The following is a 17,975-nucleotide window of genomic DNA, read 5'->3' on the forward strand; positions in this document are numbered from 1 at the left end:
TTTGCAGATTAAATTCTACACCTTTAACTTCATACCTGCAATCCTGAGGGAACCAGGAAACCAGGGGGGGAACCAGGGGGACGGTCCCCTTGGTTTCATGCCGGGCGCACAAAAAAAAGCGGCAAGGACCGGTAGGCCCTTTGCCGCCTATATAAAGGATACTAGCGGATAACAAATTAGTTTTACCGTTTAGTTTCCAGCTTAGTTCATTCAGCACATTCAGGATGGAGGATGCACTGGTAGTTCAAGCAGAATTCGCAGATGACCCGTTCTCGCTCAGCTGTATAGCATTGACCAAACTGGATCGTTTCAGGCATATGGCCATTCACCATTTTTCGTCCCCTCCCTTTTATTTTAGTAAAAAATAAAAAATCAAGGCTGCTTACCTTGACCTCCGGGAGAGCTAATGAAATTTGCGCCTGAAAATTCATTGGGCTCCTGGTGAAACAAAAAGTCAAACCTTTTTGTTTCTGTCACACTCTGTCCTTTTGCCTGAGAGAATTAATCCTTCGGCGCCCGCCAGCTGCAGGTCTCTCCAGAGGTTCGTCCCGGATTGGTAATTCATCACCCGGAGGTGAAACCTGAGAGATTCAGGCTGACGCCTTTGCCCCTTCGGTTGGCATCCCGTATACCATCTTCCAATCCGTTCATCCGCAGTATTAAGTTATGTTAGTTACATTATATGTAAGCTGACCTAAACAGGCAATGCAATTTCTGAGCATATTCTGTCAAATCCCATTTAACTATTTAATAGGTTTAATTATCTGAGCTTATTCTTTTACTAATGCTGATTTAGGGCTCGATAAAAAACCCTTGACATTTTTGTCAAGGGTTCGTTAGCATTACTGTTATTTTCTAGTAGAGGCTTGCTCCGGTAGCACCTGCACCCCAGCAGCCGCCAAAACCGCCGCCAAAGCCGCATCCTCCTCTGCCCCAGCCGCCTCTGAAACCACGGCCAAAGCCAGGTGTGAAGGTACCATCTTCTAAAGCCTTGATGCGCAGGTCAATATTCTCTTTCATCAGCTTGCCTTGCTCTGCGGTGATATCGCCGTTAGCCACCCACTCGTCGATAACTTGCTTCCTCAGTTCCAGCATTTGCTTTTGCAACTCAACATATTTATCCGCAGTGTTTGAAGTGGTGGCGGCAAAAGCGTAGGAAACGAAGGTGGCCATTAACAGCACTACCAGGGTAAGTACGGCAACTTTTTTCAACACAGTGTTCACCTCCTCGTCTTTTATTTTACCTTTCGCATTTAAGTTCGTAAGCAAAAGCAAAATTTAGGGGGGTACTATGATATTTTTTTACAAAAACTTTTTAAAGCATAACAGAATTCTTACTACCAGCCGCACCCTCTGTTTCGGGGCCCCATAGGCCCGCATTCCGAGTTTCCTTGTCCGGCCTGCGGTATAAGCTGCGGCTGTTGGTTCACCGGCCCCTTACCCTTCGGCCCTCTTTCACCGACCCGGCACCACATGCCGGGAAACATCCTTTCCATCTTGTCCTCGCTGCCCCTCATTACCTGTTCCAAAGGCTGGCTTTTTAATTCCTCGATGCTGAGCTCGGCACCGCCTGCTTTGGAACGTTCCCACAGCAAGTACTGATTGACTGTTAACCCTGCCTTGGCAGCTTCTTGCCTTATGCTCAGTTCAGCATTATCCACAACCAGATAGCCCTGAAACTCGCGTTTAGCCAATTCATCATGCAAAATCTGCTGCAGCTTCTCCCTGTCTATGGCATTTCTTGCCTGTTCCTTTAAAGGAACCACTGCCACAATTACCGTATTACCCTGTTCCTTTTGCAAATACCCCAGCTCGACCGCTTTTACCGCTACCAGGTTGACCGCCTGGTAAACATCCTCCCCCTTAAGGTTAAGTCTCTCCAGTACAGCCTGGCCTTCCGCATCCATGGCTTTGGCCCCGATAATCCTGTTTTCCCGGTCCACATTGAGCTCGATGCTGGAAGCCAAATCCATAGAAACTGCAGCTACTGCCTGGGGCATAAATACGGGTTTGAGCATTCCCAACGCCAGCGTAATGATCAGGAGGGCAGCAGCTATTCCTCTGAGGTAATATTTAGGAAAGGACCTAGGCTTTGGCAGCGGCAGTTGAATTGTCTCCCCCGGGCGGGGCCGGGGCACTGGGACTGAAACCCGAAGAAAATCGCCTTGCTCGGTGACAACTACCATTGTTTTTTTATCCAAACTAATGACTATGCCTTTCGTAAATTCCACGGATTTCACCTACCTTTGTCGGGAAATTGGATCAAAGCACGCATGGGCAGGAACTCCTCCCTAGTCAGAATTAAAACCAAAGCAATGATATATCTCCTGCCGCTCTCCAGCACTTTTCTGCTTTGTCCCGTAATATACATCAGCTCTTTGATAGGCAGCTGTTTTGTTGCCAAAAGTCTCTCCAGCAGAGCTGCATTTTCCGTGACAGCCGCTGCCACTTGCATCAAATTCCTTTTCGTGTCCTGGTGTTTGGGCGAATCCTTAACCAGGGCATTTAGGGGTATGTTAAATTCCAACAGCGCCTGTTGGAAGTTGGCTACCATCTCGGCCTGTTCCCTTGCTTCTTCTTCCTGTCTAAACTGCTCCCAAGCTTCTTCTGCCTCCTGCTTAGTCTGTTCTGTCTCGTCAACCATTGGCATTGTGACATTTTTAAAGCGCGCTTCTTTCCGGAAGTAATCTACCAGCCGGTTATGAATTACCAATTGGGCGTAATTTAAAAAGCTTTTCCCCTTAGCTGCATCATAACTGTCAATTGCCTCGTTAAAAGCAATCAGCCCGATGCTCAATTCATCATCATTCGCCCAGTTTAAAGTTTTACCACAGATGCTGTTAACTATGGATGCAATCCGGCCCTTGTAGGATAGGAGCAGCTGTTCCCTGGCCAACTCACTTCCAGCCTTAGCCTCAGCCAAGAGTTGCATCAAGGCGGCCTCTTCCAAAGGTACTCACCCCTTTGTATTAACTTCGTAAAAAGTTTAAATTTTAGGGAGGTATATTTTAGTGGCCAGCGTCTAGTCCCTAGTCGCCAGTGGCGCTCTCCGACCGCGTCCTTAGTCCTTAGTCGTTAGTCCTTAGTGTCGGCCTTTGGCCGAGTCCCAAGTATTAATCCCTAGTCCCCAGTTACATCTTTAATACTGATGACTGGCGACTGGTGACTAACTTTGACTGGCGACCGGTAAATAAAACTGCCTGCGGCTGGGCGCTGGCGACTCGACGCGGTTCGCTACTAGGGTCGCGTTTTCAAGGCTCGCATGGCGTTTAGGACCGCAATAACGGTAACGCCTACATCGGCAAACACTGCCTCCCATAAAGTGGCAATACCGCCCGCACCCAAAAGCAAAAAGACCCCTTTAACACCCAGAGCGAAAATAATATTCTGCCAGACTATGCTTCTGGTCCTTCTGGCGATTTTGATGGCGCTGACCAGTTTAGAAGGTTCATCAGTCATCAAAACTACATCGGCAGCCTCAATGGCGGCATCAGAGCCAAGTCCCCCCATAGCCACACCCACATCGGCCCTAGCCAGCACCGGTGCATCATTAATCCCGTCACCGACGAATACCACTTTGCCTCGAGTCCCCTTGCCAGCTACCAAATTCTCAAGTTTTCCGACCTTTTGGTCCGGCAAGAGTTCGGCATATACTTCATCCAGGCCCAGTTCTTGGGCCACTTTTACTGCTACTGCTTGAGCATCGCCGGTAAGCATGACCAACTTCCTGATTCCCGCAGCTTTCAAAGATTGCATAGCTTGCCTGGAATCCTCTTTCAGCTCATCGGAAATAACAATATACCCAGCGTATTTGCCAGCTATTGCCAGGTGCACTACCGTACCTGCAGTTTCAATTTCCTCATATACTATATTTTCTTTCTGCATCAGTTTAGCATTTCCCGCCAGGACCTGTTTACCCTTTACAACAGCTTTAATCCCATAACCGCAAATTTCATCGTAACTTTCTATTTCCTCTTTATTGATTTCCTTGCCATAGGCCTTGAAAATCGAAACTGCAATGGGGTGATTGGAGTAGGCTTCCGCAAAAGCGGCATATTCCAGCAACTCTTCCGGACTCATATTATCCCGTGTTTTAATTTCCGTAACATTAAATACACCTTTAGTCAGTGTTCCTGTCTTATCAAATACTATTGTGTCCACTTCATTTAAGGCTTCCAAGAAGTTGCCGCCTTTAATCAAAATGCCGTTTTTCGAGGCTCCGCCTATGCCGCCGAAGAAACCCAGCGGAATGGAGACTACCAGTGCGCACGGGCAGGAGATTACTAGGAAAACCAGGGCCCTATAGAGCCACTGGGCAAAAGTTGCCCCGCTGACAAAGATCGGAGGAAGCACTGCTATACCCAATGCTCCGAACACAACTACCGGAGTATACAGCCTGGCAAATTTGGTGATAAAGTTCTCCGTGGGCGCCTTCCTGCTGCCGGCATTTTGCACCAAATCCAAAATCCTGGAGATTGTAGATTCCCCGAAACCTTTAGTGACCTCCACCGTCAAAAGACCGTTTGTGTTAATAAACCCGCTCAAAATTTCGCTTCCAACCTCAACTTCCCTGGGCACCGATTCACCGGTGAGGGCTGAAGTATCCACCATTGATTTTCCCTCAACAACCCTGCCGTCCAGGGGTACTTTTTCTCCAGGTTTTACTACGATAATATCTCCCACATTCACTTCTTCGGGAGAAACCTTTTTGGTATCGTTACCGATTTTAAGGTTGGCAAAATCGGGCCTGATGTCTAAGAGTGCCTTGATGGATTTTCTGGAACGGTTGACGGCTATGTCCTGGAAAAATTCGCCGATCTGGTAAAACAGCATTACGGCCACGCCTTCGGGAAACTCTTTAATGGCAAAAGCCCCAATGGTGGCAATGGTCATCAGGAAGTTCTCATCAAATACCTGACCTCTGGAAATGTTTTTGACAGCTTTCATGACCACTTCTCCGCCCACCAAAGCATAACTTGCCAAATACAGCCCAAACTCAGGCCAAAACGGCAATTTAAAAGCAAAGGCGATTACAAACAGTACCGCGCCCATGGCAATTCTGAGCAGTTCCTTTTTATTGCCCGCTTCTTGGGGAACATTTCCAGCGTTCGTTTCTTCCTCCAACAGATTAACGCCTGGTTCGATCTTTTTAATTAGCTCACCGGCTTCCCTTATAATCCTGTCCAGGTCTTGACTAAAGTCTGCCTCCACCACTAATTTACCCGACACAAAGTCAACGGCAGCGCTTTTTATGCCCTTAATATTCTGCACCGCTTTTTCTATTTTTTGGGCACAAGCAGCGCAGTCCAGGCCCATCAGGACCATAACTTTTTTGGGAGTTACGGCACAGTGGGCACAATCCAGGCCCTCCAGCAGCAACTCTTTTGTAACGCTCTTTTTCATGTGGTTTCTCCTCTTCCAACATTATCTGTGCTTGATATGCTCCAGACCTTGATCAAATATCTGCTTGACGTGATCGTCATCCAGGGAATAGTAGACAACCTTACCTTCCTTTCTGTATTTAACCAGCCTGGCCTGCTTCAGTACCCTTAGCTGATGGGAAATGGCCGACTGGTTCATACCCAGGAGAGCAGCCAAATCGCAGACACACATTTCCGAAGCGAACAGCGCGTGCAAAATTTTAATCCTGGTAGAATCTCCGAACACCTTAAAAAGCTCAGCCAGGTCATAGAGATCGATTTCGTCAGGCATAACCGCTTTAACTCGGTCAATGATATCCTGGTGGATTATAGTGCAGTTGCAGTTTTCAATGTGGGCTGCTTTATCCATGATTTTCACCTTTCTTTAATATTTGAACAGTTGTTCATGTGTTTATTAACAGTATATTCCTTGGAACAGAAATGGTCAATACTTCCTGGACGAAAAAAATGGCCATCTTTGAATTTTTTCAAAGATGGCCACTCAATGTTACTTACGTACTGACAAGTATTTTACACTAAGCCACAAAATGTTCCTCTGTAATTGTCACACTTTCGGCGCTTCCTATGCTGTCTTTATCCCCATGGTTTAAGAAAGCATTTAACAACACGGCCACAAAACTTCCCGAAACAATCACGCCGGCGCAAGAAGGAACGGGGCTTTTTAGCAGGCTACTATCCCTCTTATGCAGGCTTTTGAGCCACGCCATCCACTTCTCTGTTTAACCTGATAGTAAATTTATATTTATCTCCTCGAAAATAATTTTTTGTATAATCTAGTTGCTTGCCGTTATCCAGGAATAATTTTGTCCTTACCAATAAAAGCGGGGAATTCGCAGGTATATTAAGCTTATTAGCTGTCTTTTCTGTAGCCAGCACAGATTCAAATGTCTCAACCGCATGACTTATCTTTAAATTTAGGTCGTTTTCGTAATACTTAATAAGTGAACCAGCCGCAACGCTTTCGTCGATGTCACCGGCGACGCTCTTTGCTATAAATATCATTTCGTAGGATACAGGAATATCATCCACAATTCTAATTCTTTTTATTTTAAAAATAGGATCATTTTCCTGGATGGAAAGTCTATTGGCTATACTTGTAGAAGCATGATCGGATTCTACACTAAGTACTTTGTTTTCAAGTTTTTTTCCCAAGTACGCCATATCTTCCGAAAAACTCGTGTAGCGATTTTCCTTAAATACCAAATTTCTGTCTTTGACAAAAGTACCTTTTCCTGCTACACGATACAAATATCCTTGGTTTACAAGATTCCCAATTGCCTGCCTCACCGTATGTCTACTCACATTTAGCAATTCAATTAATTCCCGCTCCGAGGGGATCACTTTATCAATTTTAAAGTGCTTGTTTTCTATTTGCGACTTTATCCATTCTTCTATTTGATAATAGATGGGCAATTTGGAGTTCCTATCTAACATACCTTCACCTGCCCCTTATTAAATTCGTGCAAAAAACAACAATTACCCCATTATTTTATCGGATCTATTTTAATTTTGCTATAAATCTCCACAAATTTGTCGAGAGCAATAGCACCTGTTTTTTCATTCATAGCATTTAGTATGCCGCAGGTGTTACCAACCTTTAATATTTCCTCGAAGGAACCGTTATTTGCAATTTCCTTCAACATACCTGCCAGCATGGCATCTCCTGAGCCAACGGGGTTTATTACAGCTACCTCGGGTATGGTAACTTTATATATTTCATTCCCGCAGAGGGCAATACATCCTTCTTTGCCTAAAGATACAACTACCATCTCAAGCTGGTATTTTTCAAGTTCATGCAAGGCACAAATCAGTTCTTTTTCCGATTTAATTTTTCTGTCTAAAAGGTTCTCCAGTTCGGAAATGTTTGGCTTGATGAGATAGGGTGAAGCTTTTACTGCTTCCTTGAGAGATCCGCCGCTGGTGTCTAATGCAAATTTAATCCCCTTGCTTTTTGTTATTTCTATAATTTTATTATAGTAATCCCTGGCCAAGCCGCTTGGAAGGCTTCCCGATGCTGCTACAACTTTAATGTTATTATAATCAAGAATATCCGCCAGCTGTTGTATAAACGCCTGCGCTTCCTCTTCAGCTATATTGGGCCCCGATTCAAGGATTTCTGTCTGCTTTCCGCTATGGATAATGGCAATACAATTTCGGGTATCCTCTGCTATATGAACAAATTGGGGAATGACGGACATTTTACGGAGTTCTGTTTCAATAAATTGTCCGGTGCCACCACCTAAAAATCCTGTAGCTACGACTTGACACCCCAACTGCTTTAAAACTCTAGATACATTGATCCCTTTTCCGCCAGCCGTTTTAATGTAACTATCCGTCCTGTTCACATCGTCAATTTTTAAATCATCCAGATAGTAACATATATCAACGGAAGGATTTAACGTAATTGTGGCAATCATATATCCCCCTACGCTCTGTTATTGCTTCCGCATAATAATATTTTTTCCCGCACTACGCGTTTGATGGCTTCTTTAGCCGGCGAAAAATATTTTCTGGGATCATTTTCCTCAGGATTAGAATTTAAATATTCTCTTAGAGCCGCAGTAAAAGGTATCTTTAATTCGGTGGCAATGTTCACCTTACATATTCCCAATTCAACGGATTTTTTTATGCTTTCCGCAGGAACTCCCGAAGCACCATGGAGTACTAACGGTACATCCACCTGCTTTCTTATTTCCATTAATCTTGCAAAGTCTAATTTAGGCGTTTGCATATATAAGCCATGGGCAGTTCCGATAGCTACAGCCAGAGAATCTACCCCTGTTCTTTCTACAAATTCCTTGGCAGCTGCCGGATCTGTAAAAGACGCATTGCCTTCAGCCACTACCAGATCATCTTCCGTCCCTCCCACTCTTCCCAGCTCTGCTTCAACAGTGCCTCCCAGCGGATGTACATAATCCACAACTTCTTTCACTCTTTTAATATTTGTTTCAAAGGGATAGCGGGAGGCATCGATCATCACAGATCTGCAGCCTAGATCCACAGACAGTTTAATGTCCTCAAAAGAATCATGATGGTCCAAGTGAAAAGCTATGGGAACTATGAAATTCTTGGCTATTTCTTTTGCAATGGCAATTAGATATTGACTGCCGTTAAACTTTAATGTTCCGGGCGTTGCGGCCAGGATTACTGGGCTTTTCAGTTCTTGTGCAGCTTCAGCAACTGACAAGGCGGTCTCTAAGTTATGGATATTAAAAGCCGGTACCGCATATCCTTTTTGCTGCGCGTCTAACAGCATCTCTTTAGTAGAAATAAGCACGTATTTTCTCCCCTTATTTGTAAATCTCACGATAGATAGTCCTCAACTCCTCAAGAGTCGTACTACCTTCCATGGGTCCTTTCTTGGTTACAGCCATTGCTCCGGCGATGGCAGCTAATTTTACTGCTTCATCAGGCCCAATTCCTTGATTAATACATGATACAAAGGTACCTGCAAAACAATCTCCCGCCCCGGTGGGGTCCACTTCTTCCACTTTGTAAGCGTCTACATTTACCATGAGGTCTTTTGTATATAAAGTGGCCCCTTTACTCCCTCTTTTGATAATTATGATTTCCGCAGTCCGGGCAAGATAAGAATTTACGCTGGCCAGTTCATCTTCTATCCCAGTCAGATAAAATAATTCATTCTCCCCCGCCAGGATAATGTGGGATTGATTTAGAATATCCACTAAGATTTTTCTTTTTTCTTCATTGGTGATTATCTCTTTCCTGACATTAGGATCGAAAGTGATTTTTCCACCATTCTTTTTTGCCAACTCAATCCCTTTTAAGATTGCGCGTTTAATGCCTTCATTGTAAATTGCTGTTCCCATGATATGAAAGTATTTACAATCCTTAAAATCTTCCTCACTGACAAAACTCTCATCCACAGTGCCACAGGCCGCATTGGCTATATGATATAAAAAATCTCTGTCTCCATCTTCTTTATAGGTAACGAATGCCACCCCTGTTGCTTGCTCATTTTGGACTTTAACTTTTGAAGTATCAACGCCGTCTGCTCTCAAACGCTCAAGATTTATCCTCCCGAAACCATCATTTCCTACTGCTGAGATGATCATTGCATTGCTGCCGCATTTTGCGGCCTGATTGATAAAGATAGCCGGAGCACCGCTGGGAAAAGGCCCTACAAATTCGCCGGTTTCGTAAAATTTTTGGCCTACTTTTTTGGCCATAACCTCCACGAGGATTTCTCCAATGGTAATAATTTCAGCCATTTTATCACTCCTGCTTTCCGTTTTGCAGCTATTGACTTAAGATGCGCTCTTTGTTTCTGACATCGATAAATACAGCGATGATGATGATCAGCCCTTTTACAATTTGTTGATAAAAATAGGGCATACCGATCAAGTTCATTCCATTATTAATGACGCCCATAATCAAAGCTCCTAAAAAGGTTCCCAGTACTGTGCCATATCCACCTGACAAGCTGGTTCCGCCTAATACCGCCGAGGCAATTGCATCAAGTTCGTAGCCGCTTGCCGCATTAGGCTGCGCGGAATATAACCGGGACGCCAGCAGGATACCGCTTACAGCGGCAGCCACACCCGAAATGACAAAAATCTTTATCTGCAATCTTCTGATATTAACGCCTACATATTCGGCTGCTATTTTATTTCCACCGACAATTTTAGCCTGCCGGCCAAATTTGGTCTTAGCAAGCAACACATGGGAAACAACCAGCAGTATTATTACAATGATTACAGGTACAGGAATCAGGTCAAATAATTTCTTATTTCCTAAAGCTAAAATAAAGGCATGGTCTATCTGAATCGGCCTGGCATCGGTTATGGCGTAGCCGATACCTCTAAATATTCCCATAGTGGCAACCGTTACAATAAATGTTGGGATCTTGAATTTGGCGCTTACAAAGCCGTTGAATAATCCCGCCAAAGCGCCAACTATTAAGGCTGCCGCGATAGCGATAACTGTATTGAAGCCGCTGGACAACATAACTCCCAACACAATACCGCAGAGCGCTAAAATGGAGCCAACTGACAAGTCTATTTCCCCGATCATTAATACAAAAGTCATCCCAAAAGCTAATATAGCAATGATTGAAACCTGGGCAAAAATTGTTAAGATATTATTTGGGTTTAGAAAATGGGGACTTAAGAATGAAAATAACATCATCAGCCCAATCAGGGCCAGTAAAACGCCGCCATAGCTTTTGAATAACTTCTTATTAGTTAATGCTTTGACTTCCCCACTCATTTGTATCACCTCGTCCCGTAATGTACGTCATAATTTCCTCTTGGGTGGTCTGCTTAGGATCCAATTCAGCAATAATTCTTTTATTGTTCACTACTAGTAATCTGTCGGATACATTTAGAATTTCAGGCAATTCAGAGGAGATCATGATAATGCCTACGCCTTTTTGGGCTAGCTCGATCATCAATTTATAAATCTCAAACTTTGCCCCCACATCTATACCCCTGGTAGGTTCGTCCAGGATCAAAATCTCCGGCTCTATTTCAAACCATTTGGCCAGCACAACCTTTTGTTGATTACCCCCGCTTAAATTAATTACGGTTTGATAGATGCTTGGCGTTTTAATCCGCAAATTCTCCACATGTTTTTGCGTAATTACGGCTTCTTTATTTTCATCTATAAGCTTAAACTTATTTAAGATCCGATTGATATTTGCCATAGTCGTATTTTCGTAGACACTGGCTGTTAGCACTAACCCCTCATTTTTTCTGTCTTCCGTAACAAAGGCAATTCTGTGCTCAATGGCCGAGAAGGGATCATTGATATTAACTTTTTTACCTTTTATCCACATTTCACCGCTGTCTTTTTTTAAGATCCCAAAAATCCCCTTAACAATTTCCGTTCTTCCTGAGCCCATGAGCCCATATAAGCCCAGGATCTCACCCGGCCTTACAAACAGATTGATATCATGATAATAGTTCTTTTTGTTATAATCTTTGACTTCAAGCAATTTTTCATCTCTCAAGTTTTTAAAATCCTTATGTGGGTATACCTTATCCATCTCTCTTCCTACCATCATTTTGATCAGTTGTTCAGAGGAAGTATTTTTTGTCTCTACCGTCCCCACATAATGTCCGTCTCTTAATACACTTACCTGATCTGTTATTTCAAATATTTCGTCCATGCGATGAGAAATATATATAATTGAAGAACCTACACCCACAAGTTTTCTAATGATTTTGAAGAGTTTTTCCGTCTCTTTGCTGCTTAAGGCAGAAGTAGGTTCGTCCATAATAATAATCTTAGGGTTTACGGATAATGCTTTAGCGATCTCTACCATTTGCTGATTTGAAATTGGCAATTCATTTATCAAAGCTGTTGGAGATATCTCTATTTCAAGCTCTGCAAACAATTCTTCGGTCCTTTTAATCATTTCCTTATCATCTATAATTCCAAAGTGCGTTGGTTCATTTAAGGCAAATATATTTTCAGCCACAGTCAAATTAGGTGCTAGGCTAAGTTCTTGATAGATTATGCTAATACCTGATTTCCTGGCATGAACTACATTCTCGAACGCCACTTTTTCACCATAAAGGTAAATTTCCCCACCGTCAGGTTTATAGGAGCCTGATAATATTTTCATTAGAGTGGATTTTCCCGCGCCATTTTCTCCCAAAAGCCCTAATACTTTTCCTTCATCAAGCTTTAAATTTACACCGTCAAGTGCAATAACCCCCGGGAAAACTTTCCTGATGTCTTTCATCTCTAGGATTGTTGCCATCATATCACGCTCACTTTATTGCCAATTTAATATATTAAAAACAACTGAAGAAATACCGTTAAGCGATATTTCTTCAGTTGTTCTTAGGACAGAGCAAAATTAATTTACTCTTACTTCACGCTGGTAATAACTTTATCATTTTCAACTTTCACATCTACGAACCCTTTACCATTAACATAGAGACCTGGAGTAACCGGGACTTCTTTTTCAACAGTTTCTCCCTTAGCTAATTTAACAGCATTGATTACACCAAGAGATCCCATTTTATCCGGGTACTGCACAACAACGGCCTTGAATGCGTTATCTTGGTCTACAGACTTTCTGGCTTCTTCAAGTCCATCAAACCCGACCACAATTGCTTTCGAGCCTCTTTCGGCTATAGCTGTAGTTGCTGCAATAGCCATATCATCACCAAACCCAAAAATACCGTTAAGGTTGGGGTTACTTGTTAACATATCCTCTGAAGCCTTTTTCGCTTCTTCTCTTGTACGCCCAGGCAATTCAGTAACTATTTTTAAATCCGGATAAGTAGCAGCAATTTTTTTGAATCCGTCAATGCGGTCTCTTACTGATTGTACTTCCGGATATGTGATTAAGCCTATTTCACCTTTTTTGTCAAGGTATTGAGCCATTGCTTCAGCTGCGATCATACCACCCGTAAAGTTGTCGGTAGCAATATGGGAATCCACTTCTACGCCATTGGCCTTAATATCCACTGTAACCACAGGAATTTTAGCGTCTTTGGCTTTCATAATGGCACCCTTAACTCCATCTGAATCTACCGGAGTAATGATGATTACATCGACGCCTTTATTAATAAAATCCTCGATCTGTGAAATTTGCCTGTTTAAATCCTGATCAGCAACAGCGATATCAATTTCTGCATTTTGCTTTTTAGCTTCTTCTTCTAAAGCGTTTTTAATAGAAACATAAAATGGGTGGGACTGGGTTAAAATTGAAGCACCGATTTTAATTGTTTTTTCCTGGGCAGCACCACCATCGCCTGCCTGTTCCTTTTCCGCCTTTGCGCATCCCGCCAGTATTCCTACCAGCAGCAATGCAATCAGGGCTAAAGATAGAGCTTTTTTCATGGAAATCCTCCCTTTTAAATAATATGGAACGTGATCTTATTATACAACTAACTGGTACGGACGTCCATATATTTTATTGCAAAAAGCATAAAAATACGCCAGATGGATCATCCGGCGATGTCAATCCTTTGTAATGCAACAATATTGCAGCGCTGGGCACCTATTTGATCAATTACAGTCACATATTTTTCCATTACTTGCATAGTAATTATCTTTCAAAAATAATTTTGCCTACCCGTTCTATATGCTCTTTTAGCTCTGTATGGGTTAAATGGGAGTAATCCACAATGTCGAAAAAATATGGCATAGGGCTTTCCTCCTCAAGTATTGCATGTAGCCTTGATAACGTATCAAAGGTAATGCCATCACCAAAAATTGCTATATCAACATCGGAGCCAGGCTTGTAATTCCCTTTAGCTCTAGAACCAAAGATCACCGCTTTTTTTATTTCGTTAAACTGTCCAATGGCAGAAACAATAAAAACCATATCCTCTTTTGTTAGTCCAAAACTCATTTTAGACCCTCCAAAGTGGCACTCAGTTCTTTCAGCATCGGATAGTATTTTTTGCGAATAAGTTTTTCAGCCTCTTTCGCCAAATTTTCATTATAGGTATGGGCCATTAGATTTCTTTTTTGCAGTGCATCAATCCATACATGCCCGTCTTTAATTAATTGGATCTGAAAAGCAGTTTGTATGGCAGATCGTGGACTTTTCACATCAAAGCCCTGTTCGTTAAGATAATCTTTCAGCGTTTTCCAGGCGAGCTCAAAAGTATACTCAAAGCACTTGATTAATCCCTGAAGTTCAAATTTGTTCAACTCAGGTTTTTCGATAAATTCGGTTAACTGCGTAATAGCTTTTTTGTAACTGGAAAACCTTTGTTTCCAACGTATATCAACACTCATGGCTTTCTACCCGCTTTCTGCAGCTTTTAAGCTTATTATACACCAAAATAAATTTGTGAACACTTCAGTTAAATAAACTCTTCTTTTAGCAGCGCCGACAGGCATTTTTCCTTCGGCTCAACCCCGATTCATTCATTTGTTTGCGTAAATCATTTATTTTTCCCTGCAATAAAAACAAAAAAAAACACCCAATCCGGGTGTTATTAGTTAAGTATGGTGGAGGCAAGGAGAGTCGAACTCCTGGTTAATAATTTTCTTTTATGTAAGGAACCCCCAGTTTGGCAGGTACATTAAATGATTTTCTGGAAACTGTCAACACAATGGTCATGATATAAGGTATGGCAATAAATAATTCATTGGGGAAAAAGGAATTGCTTCCTATGGACTGCATATAGATAGCTATTGCTTCCGCAAATCCGAAAGCTAATGTGCCAATAACCGCACCTTTTGGATTCCAATTTCCCAAAAAGCAAATAGCAAAAGCAATCCAGCCGCGGCCACCGATAATATTAGTGGTAAACATGCCCAGGAAACCAATGGAATAAAAAGCGCCTGCTATTCCGCCCATAATTCCTGCTAAAAGCACCGTAAGAAAACGGATAGTAAGAACATTGATTCCCGCCACATCCACCGCTTCAGGATTCTCACCTGCCGACCGGATAGTTAAACCGATAGAAGTTTTATACAGCATAAAATATGATAACGGCGCCAGAAAATAAATAATGTATGTCAAAACATTTTGATTGAAGAATATTGGCCCGATGAACGGAATTTCTGAAAGCACCGGGATGGGAATAGTTGCTAACGGGCTGACAGTCAGCGGAGTTATTGGAACTCCAAAAATAACACGGTACAAAAAGGCGCAAAGGCCTACTGCCAAAATATTAATGGCCACCCCTGTAACCACCTGGTGTTGCTTTAAATAGACGCAAATCCATCCGTACAAAGCGGCAACCACTAATCCTGCAAGAATGGCAGCCAAAAACCCCGTTATCAAGCTGCCGCTTAAATACGTTCCAACAAAGCCGGCCCAGGCCCCAAGTAAAAAGATACCTTCAATTGCGGTTACCATCATACCGGTTCTTTCAGCAATTACTTCTGCTGTAGCGCCAAAAAGCAATGGCGTTCCCATCATGATTGTTCTGCTTAACAAGTTGACCATTATACCACCGCCTTTTGCAATTTGCGTTTTTCCCGGTTATTTTCCAACCAGTTTCTCACAAAATAAGCCAGAATTACAAATACCATCACAAAACCTTGCATCAATTCAATGATACTCGACGGTATCCCTGACATCTGCCCCATGATGGTGCCGCCGACTTTAAGTGCACCAAATAAAATGGCTGCAAAAATAATACCAATAGGGTTGCCGTTGGCTAAAATTGCAATCCCGATACCGGCGGCCCCAATGTCGGGATTAAAGCCCTGCACCAGCATATGTTGCACACCGTTTACTTCGGTGAAGCCTGCAACGCCGGCTAGCGCACCGCTGATAAAAAATGCCAGGATATAAAGCTTTTTGGCATTAATGCCTGCCATTTGCGCGGCCCGCGCATTATAACCTACAGCCCGGATGCGATATCCTAATGGGGTCTTGTAAAGCAAAATCCAAACACCGATGCAGGTAAGCACTGCCAAAAGGAAACCAATATGCAGCCTGGTACCAGGGATCATCCGTGGCAGCCAGACAGAAGCCAGCAGGGCATCGGTTTGGGGGTATTCAGCTTTCGTTTCCATTAAAAATGTCCGCAGCAAATAATTCATGATTGCCAGAGCCACATAGGTGGACATCATGCTGACCAAAAACTCATTGGAATTATACCTGGCCTTTACAAAACCGACAAAGGCGCCCCAGAGGCCACTACCGGCAATCACAAGGAACAAAGTAATAATTAGTGCCAGCCAGCCAGGCAGGATGTTCTGCAAAAACAGGGAGGCTGCTGCTGCAATCACAGCGCCAATATAAAACTGCCCTTGGGCACCGATATTATATAAATTGGCTTTATAAGTAAAAGCAAATGCCAAAGCAGTAAACATAAGCGGTGTAGCTTTTACAAATATGTCAGCAAAGGTATAACCGTCACGCACTACTGATGTAATTAATACGGTATATGCGCTGATGGGATTTTTATCAAGAAAAAGAAGCATTAACCCGCTGGCCACAATCCCCAAAACAATAGCCAGCATATTGGTGATAAGTAAATCTCTTAGCTTAGCATGCATCTTTGCTCACCTCTCCTGCTCGAAACCCGGCCATCAAAAGTCCGATTTTTTCAGTGGTAAGCTCGTCGCGGTAAAATACCCCTTGTATTTCGCCCTTGTACAAGACAGCTATTCTGTCGGAGAGGGCAAAAATCTCCGAAAGCTCAGTAGATACCAGCAAAATACTTTTTCCTTTGGCCCGTTCATGAAGAATCACTTGGTGGATATGGTTTACGGCCCCCAGGTCTAGCCCTCTGGTTGGTTGGTCAAAGATTATAACTTTCTTTCCATTATCCACTTCCCGGGCCAAAATCACTTTTTGTTGGTTTCCACCCGATAAACCGCGGACAATGGTCTCCGGAGACGGGGCCTTAATTGAATACTCCCGGATTTCTCCCAGAGTGTATTGATTAAGCCTTTTTTGGTCAATAAATCCGCCCTTTTGCCATTTCTTATCGTAACTGGTTTTTAGCATCATATTCTCGGCAATGGACATCTCCATAATCATGCCGTCTTTGACCCTGTCGGCAGGAACATAGCCAATGCCCAGTTCTATCCTTGCCCTAATATCTTTTGCAGTAATATCCTCTCCATCCAGCAAAATTCTGCCGCTTGTAGGCAAAACAGCACCGCACACTACTTCGCAGAGTTCCTGCTGACCATTGCCGCTGACGCCTGCAATCCCAAGAATCTCCCCTTTGTGCACCTTTAAAGAAATATTATTCAAGGCCGGAACCCCGCTTTTTCCTTTCAGGGTAACATTTTGTATTTCTAACCGCGCTTCCGTACTTACAGTCTTCTGCTGCTCGTCTTTGGTTACCCAATGTAAATCCTTGCCTATCATCAATTTGGATAATTCTATTTCATTTGTCTCATCCCGTTTGATGTCACCGCAGACCTTTCCAGCCCTCATGACAATAATCCGGTCAGCCACACTCATTACCTCTTTTAATTTGTGAGTAATAAAGATTACGGAATTGCCTTGCGCCGCGAAGTCTCTTATGAATTTCATAAGATTTTCCGACTCTTGAGGAGTGAGGACTGCAGTTGGTTCATCCATAATTAAAAGGTTTGCTTTTTGATACAATGCCTTTAAAATTTCAACTTTTTGTTGAACACCTACTGCCAGGTCCCGGATATAGGCATCAGGATTAACATCAAAGCCATAACGCCCGGCCAGCTTTTTGATTTCTTCCCGAAACAAGTTGTTATCGATTACTCCATGGACATTGCCTAAAATTATATTTTCCATTACAGTGTGCGCCGGCACCAGGGAGAAATGCTGTTGGATCATGGAAATTCCAAGTTTCATGGCATCCTTGGGGGAAAATATTTTTACTTCCTTGCCCTCCTTATAAATTTTCCCTTCGTCGGCATTATACAGTCCGTAAAGGATTTTCATTACCGTGCTTTTACCTGCTCCATTTTCTCCTAACAAAGCCAGTACTTCGCCCCGACGAATGGAAAAGGAAACATCTTTATTCGCAATTACTTTAGCAAAATATTTGCTGATGCCTTTAAGTTCAAAAAAAGCTGTTTCCATAATTTCACCGCCTCTTCTTATTAAATTAGCGGTGCCTCTCGGGACCGCTAATTTAATCGATTATT

General features: G+C 43.0%; 18 protein-coding genes and 1 riboswitch. All 18 genes read right to left on the bottom strand.

What is annotated here, in order from left to right:
* Window positions 1-470: 470 nt before the first annotated feature.
* Window positions 471-549, bottom strand: a riboswitch (glycine riboswitch).
* 306 nt (window positions 550-855) lie between these two features.
* The 18 genes from EYS13_RS10105 to EYS13_RS10190 all read right to left on the bottom strand — a co-directional run bounded on the left by EYS13_RS10105 (window position 856) and on the right by EYS13_RS10190 (window position 17,910).
* Complete coding sequence (locus EYS13_RS10105; protein WP_227762220.1) at window positions 856-1,215, bottom strand: DUF2680 domain-containing protein; 360 nt, start codon at window positions 1,213-1,215, stop codon at window positions 856-858.
* Window positions 1,216-1,337: 122 nt separating this feature from the next.
* Window positions 1,338-2,231 (bottom strand): anti-sigma factor domain-containing protein, encoded by an 894-nt coding sequence (locus tag EYS13_RS10110; RefSeq protein ID WP_227762221.1) that lies wholly within the window; start codon window positions 2,229-2,231, stop codon window positions 1,338-1,340.
* A 5-nt stretch (window positions 2,232-2,236) separates the two neighbouring features.
* The gene (gene sigI, locus EYS13_RS10115; RefSeq protein WP_227762222.1) at window positions 2,237-2,932 is read right to left on the bottom strand and encodes an RNA polymerase sigma-I factor; all 696 of its coding nucleotides are present in this window, start codon (window positions 2,930-2,932) and stop codon (window positions 2,237-2,239) included.
* Window positions 2,933-3,237: 305 nt separating this feature from the next.
* Complete coding sequence (locus EYS13_RS10120) at window positions 3,238-5,403, bottom strand: heavy metal translocating P-type ATPase (protein WP_277998186.1); 2,166 nt, start codon at window positions 5,401-5,403, stop codon at window positions 3,238-3,240.
* 21 nt (window positions 5,404-5,424) lie between these two features.
* Window positions 5,425-5,790, bottom strand: a complete 366-nt coding sequence (locus EYS13_RS10125; protein WP_227762223.1) for an ArsR/SmtB family transcription factor — start codon at window positions 5,788-5,790, stop codon at window positions 5,425-5,427.
* A 166-nt stretch (window positions 5,791-5,956) separates the two neighbouring features.
* Window positions 5,957-6,148 (bottom strand): hypothetical protein, encoded by a 192-nt coding sequence (locus EYS13_RS10130; RefSeq protein ID WP_227762224.1) that lies wholly within the window; start codon window positions 6,146-6,148, stop codon window positions 5,957-5,959.
* Window positions 6,123-6,875, bottom strand: coding sequence for a GntR family transcriptional regulator (locus EYS13_RS10135; RefSeq protein WP_227762225.1), 753 nt, complete (start codon window positions 6,873-6,875; stop codon window positions 6,123-6,125). Before EYS13_RS10135 ends, EYS13_RS10130 begins: the two co-directional genes overlap by 26 nt.
* 50 nt (window positions 6,876-6,925) lie before the next feature.
* Entirely contained in the window at window positions 6,926-7,858 is a 933-nt protein-coding gene (gene pfkB, locus EYS13_RS10140; protein WP_227762229.1) for a 1-phosphofructokinase, read from the bottom strand.
* An 8-nt stretch (window positions 7,859-7,866) separates the two neighbouring features.
* On the bottom strand, window positions 7,867-8,718 hold the full coding sequence (locus EYS13_RS10145) for a tagatose-bisphosphate aldolase subunit GatY (RefSeq protein ID WP_227762230.1): 852 nt from the start codon (window positions 8,716-8,718) through the stop codon (window positions 7,867-7,869).
* A 13-nt stretch (window positions 8,719-8,731) separates the two neighbouring features.
* Window positions 8,732-9,673: a sugar kinase gene (locus tag EYS13_RS10150; RefSeq protein WP_227762232.1), complete on the bottom strand. Its 942-nt coding sequence runs from the start codon at window positions 9,671-9,673 to the stop codon at window positions 8,732-8,734.
* Window positions 9,674-9,701: 28 nt separating this feature from the next.
* Window positions 9,702-10,670 (bottom strand): ABC transporter permease, encoded by a 969-nt coding sequence (locus EYS13_RS10155; RefSeq protein ID WP_227762233.1) that lies wholly within the window; start codon window positions 10,668-10,670, stop codon window positions 9,702-9,704.
* Window positions 10,642-12,171, bottom strand: coding sequence for a sugar ABC transporter ATP-binding protein (locus EYS13_RS10160; protein WP_227762234.1), 1,530 nt, complete (start codon window positions 12,169-12,171; stop codon window positions 10,642-10,644). The genes EYS13_RS10155 and EYS13_RS10160 overlap by 29 nt, the downstream gene beginning before the upstream one ends.
* A gap of 107 nt (window positions 12,172-12,278) precedes the next feature.
* The gene (locus tag EYS13_RS10165; protein ID WP_227762236.1) at window positions 12,279-13,259 is read right to left on the bottom strand and encodes a substrate-binding domain-containing protein; all 981 of its coding nucleotides are present in this window, start codon (window positions 13,257-13,259) and stop codon (window positions 12,279-12,281) included.
* 208 nt (window positions 13,260-13,467) lie between these two features.
* Entirely contained in the window at window positions 13,468-13,773 is a 306-nt protein-coding gene (locus tag EYS13_RS10170; RefSeq protein ID WP_227762237.1) for a nucleotidyltransferase family protein, read from the bottom strand.
* Window positions 13,770-14,165: a nucleotidyltransferase substrate binding protein gene (locus EYS13_RS10175; protein WP_227762238.1), complete on the bottom strand. Its 396-nt coding sequence runs from the start codon at window positions 14,163-14,165 to the stop codon at window positions 13,770-13,772. Before EYS13_RS10175 ends, EYS13_RS10170 begins: the two co-directional genes overlap by 4 nt.
* Before the next feature lie 244 nt (window positions 14,166-14,409).
* Window positions 14,410-15,327, bottom strand: a complete 918-nt coding sequence (locus tag EYS13_RS10180; protein WP_227762239.1) for an ABC transporter permease — start codon at window positions 15,325-15,327, stop codon at window positions 14,410-14,412.
* Window positions 15,327-16,388 (bottom strand): ABC transporter permease, encoded by a 1,062-nt coding sequence (locus tag EYS13_RS10185; RefSeq protein ID WP_227762240.1) that lies wholly within the window; start codon window positions 16,386-16,388, stop codon window positions 15,327-15,329. Before EYS13_RS10185 ends, EYS13_RS10180 begins: the two co-directional genes overlap by 1 nt.
* The gene (locus tag EYS13_RS10190; protein ID WP_227762241.1) at window positions 16,378-17,910 is read right to left on the bottom strand and encodes an ABC transporter ATP-binding protein; all 1,533 of its coding nucleotides are present in this window, start codon (window positions 17,908-17,910) and stop codon (window positions 16,378-16,380) included. The genes EYS13_RS10185 and EYS13_RS10190 overlap by 11 nt, the downstream gene beginning before the upstream one ends.
* Between the last annotated feature and the right edge of the window lie 65 nt (window positions 17,911-17,975).

This window comes from Zhaonella formicivorans (assembly GCF_004353525.1).
In the GTDB taxonomy this organism is placed as follows: Bacteria; Bacillota; DUOV01; order DUOV01; family Zhaonellaceae; genus Zhaonella; species Zhaonella formicivorans.

What these genes read in the sequence shown, in the direction of transcription:
- EYS13_RS10155 (WP_227762233.1), bottom strand. Translation starts at nt 10,670, where the DNA reads ATGAGTGGGGAAGTCAAAGCATTAACTAATAAGAAGTTATTCAAAAGC.
- EYS13_RS10160 (WP_227762234.1), bottom strand. Translation starts at nt 12,171, where the DNA reads ATGATGGCAACAATCCTAGAGATGAAAGACATCAGGAAAGTTTTCCCG.
- EYS13_RS10120 (WP_277998186.1), bottom strand. Translation starts at nt 5,403, where the DNA reads ATGAAAAAGAGCGTTACAAAAGAGTTGCTGCTGGAGGGCCTGGATTGT.
- EYS13_RS10130 (WP_227762224.1), bottom strand. Translation starts at nt 6,148, where the DNA reads ATGGCGTGGCTCAAAAGCCTGCATAAGAGGGATAGTAGCCTGCTAAAA.
- pfkB (WP_227762229.1), bottom strand. Translation starts at nt 7,858, where the DNA reads ATGATTGCCACAATTACGTTAAATCCTTCCGTTGATATATGTTACTAT.
- EYS13_RS10125 (WP_227762223.1), bottom strand. Translation starts at nt 5,790, where the DNA reads ATGGATAAAGCAGCCCACATTGAAAACTGCAACTGCACTATAATCCAC.
- sigI (WP_227762222.1), bottom strand. Translation starts at nt 2,932, where the DNA reads ATGCAACTCTTGGCTGAGGCTAAGGCTGGAAGTGAGTTGGCCAGGGAA.
- EYS13_RS10175 (WP_227762238.1), bottom strand. Translation starts at nt 14,165, where the DNA reads ATGAGTGTTGATATACGTTGGAAACAAAGGTTTTCCAGTTACAAAAAA.
- EYS13_RS10180 (WP_227762239.1), bottom strand. Translation starts at nt 15,327, where the DNA reads ATGGTCAACTTGTTAAGCAGAACAATCATGATGGGAACGCCATTGCTT.
- EYS13_RS10190 (WP_227762241.1), bottom strand. Translation starts at nt 17,910, where the DNA reads ATGGAAACAGCTTTTTTTGAACTTAAAGGCATCAGCAAATATTTTGCT.
- EYS13_RS10185 (WP_227762240.1), bottom strand. Translation starts at nt 16,388, where the DNA reads ATGCATGCTAAGCTAAGAGATTTACTTATCACCAATATGCTGGCTATT.
- EYS13_RS10135 (WP_227762225.1), bottom strand. Translation starts at nt 6,875, where the DNA reads ATGTTAGATAGGAACTCCAAATTGCCCATCTATTATCAAATAGAAGAA.
- EYS13_RS10150 (WP_227762232.1), bottom strand. Translation starts at nt 9,673, where the DNA reads ATGGCTGAAATTATTACCATTGGAGAAATCCTCGTGGAGGTTATGGCC.
- EYS13_RS10170 (WP_227762237.1), bottom strand. Translation starts at nt 13,773, where the DNA reads ATGAGTTTTGGACTAACAAAAGAGGATATGGTTTTTATTGTTTCTGCC.
- EYS13_RS10165 (WP_227762236.1), bottom strand. Translation starts at nt 13,259, where the DNA reads ATGAAAAAAGCTCTATCTTTAGCCCTGATTGCATTGCTGCTGGTAGGA.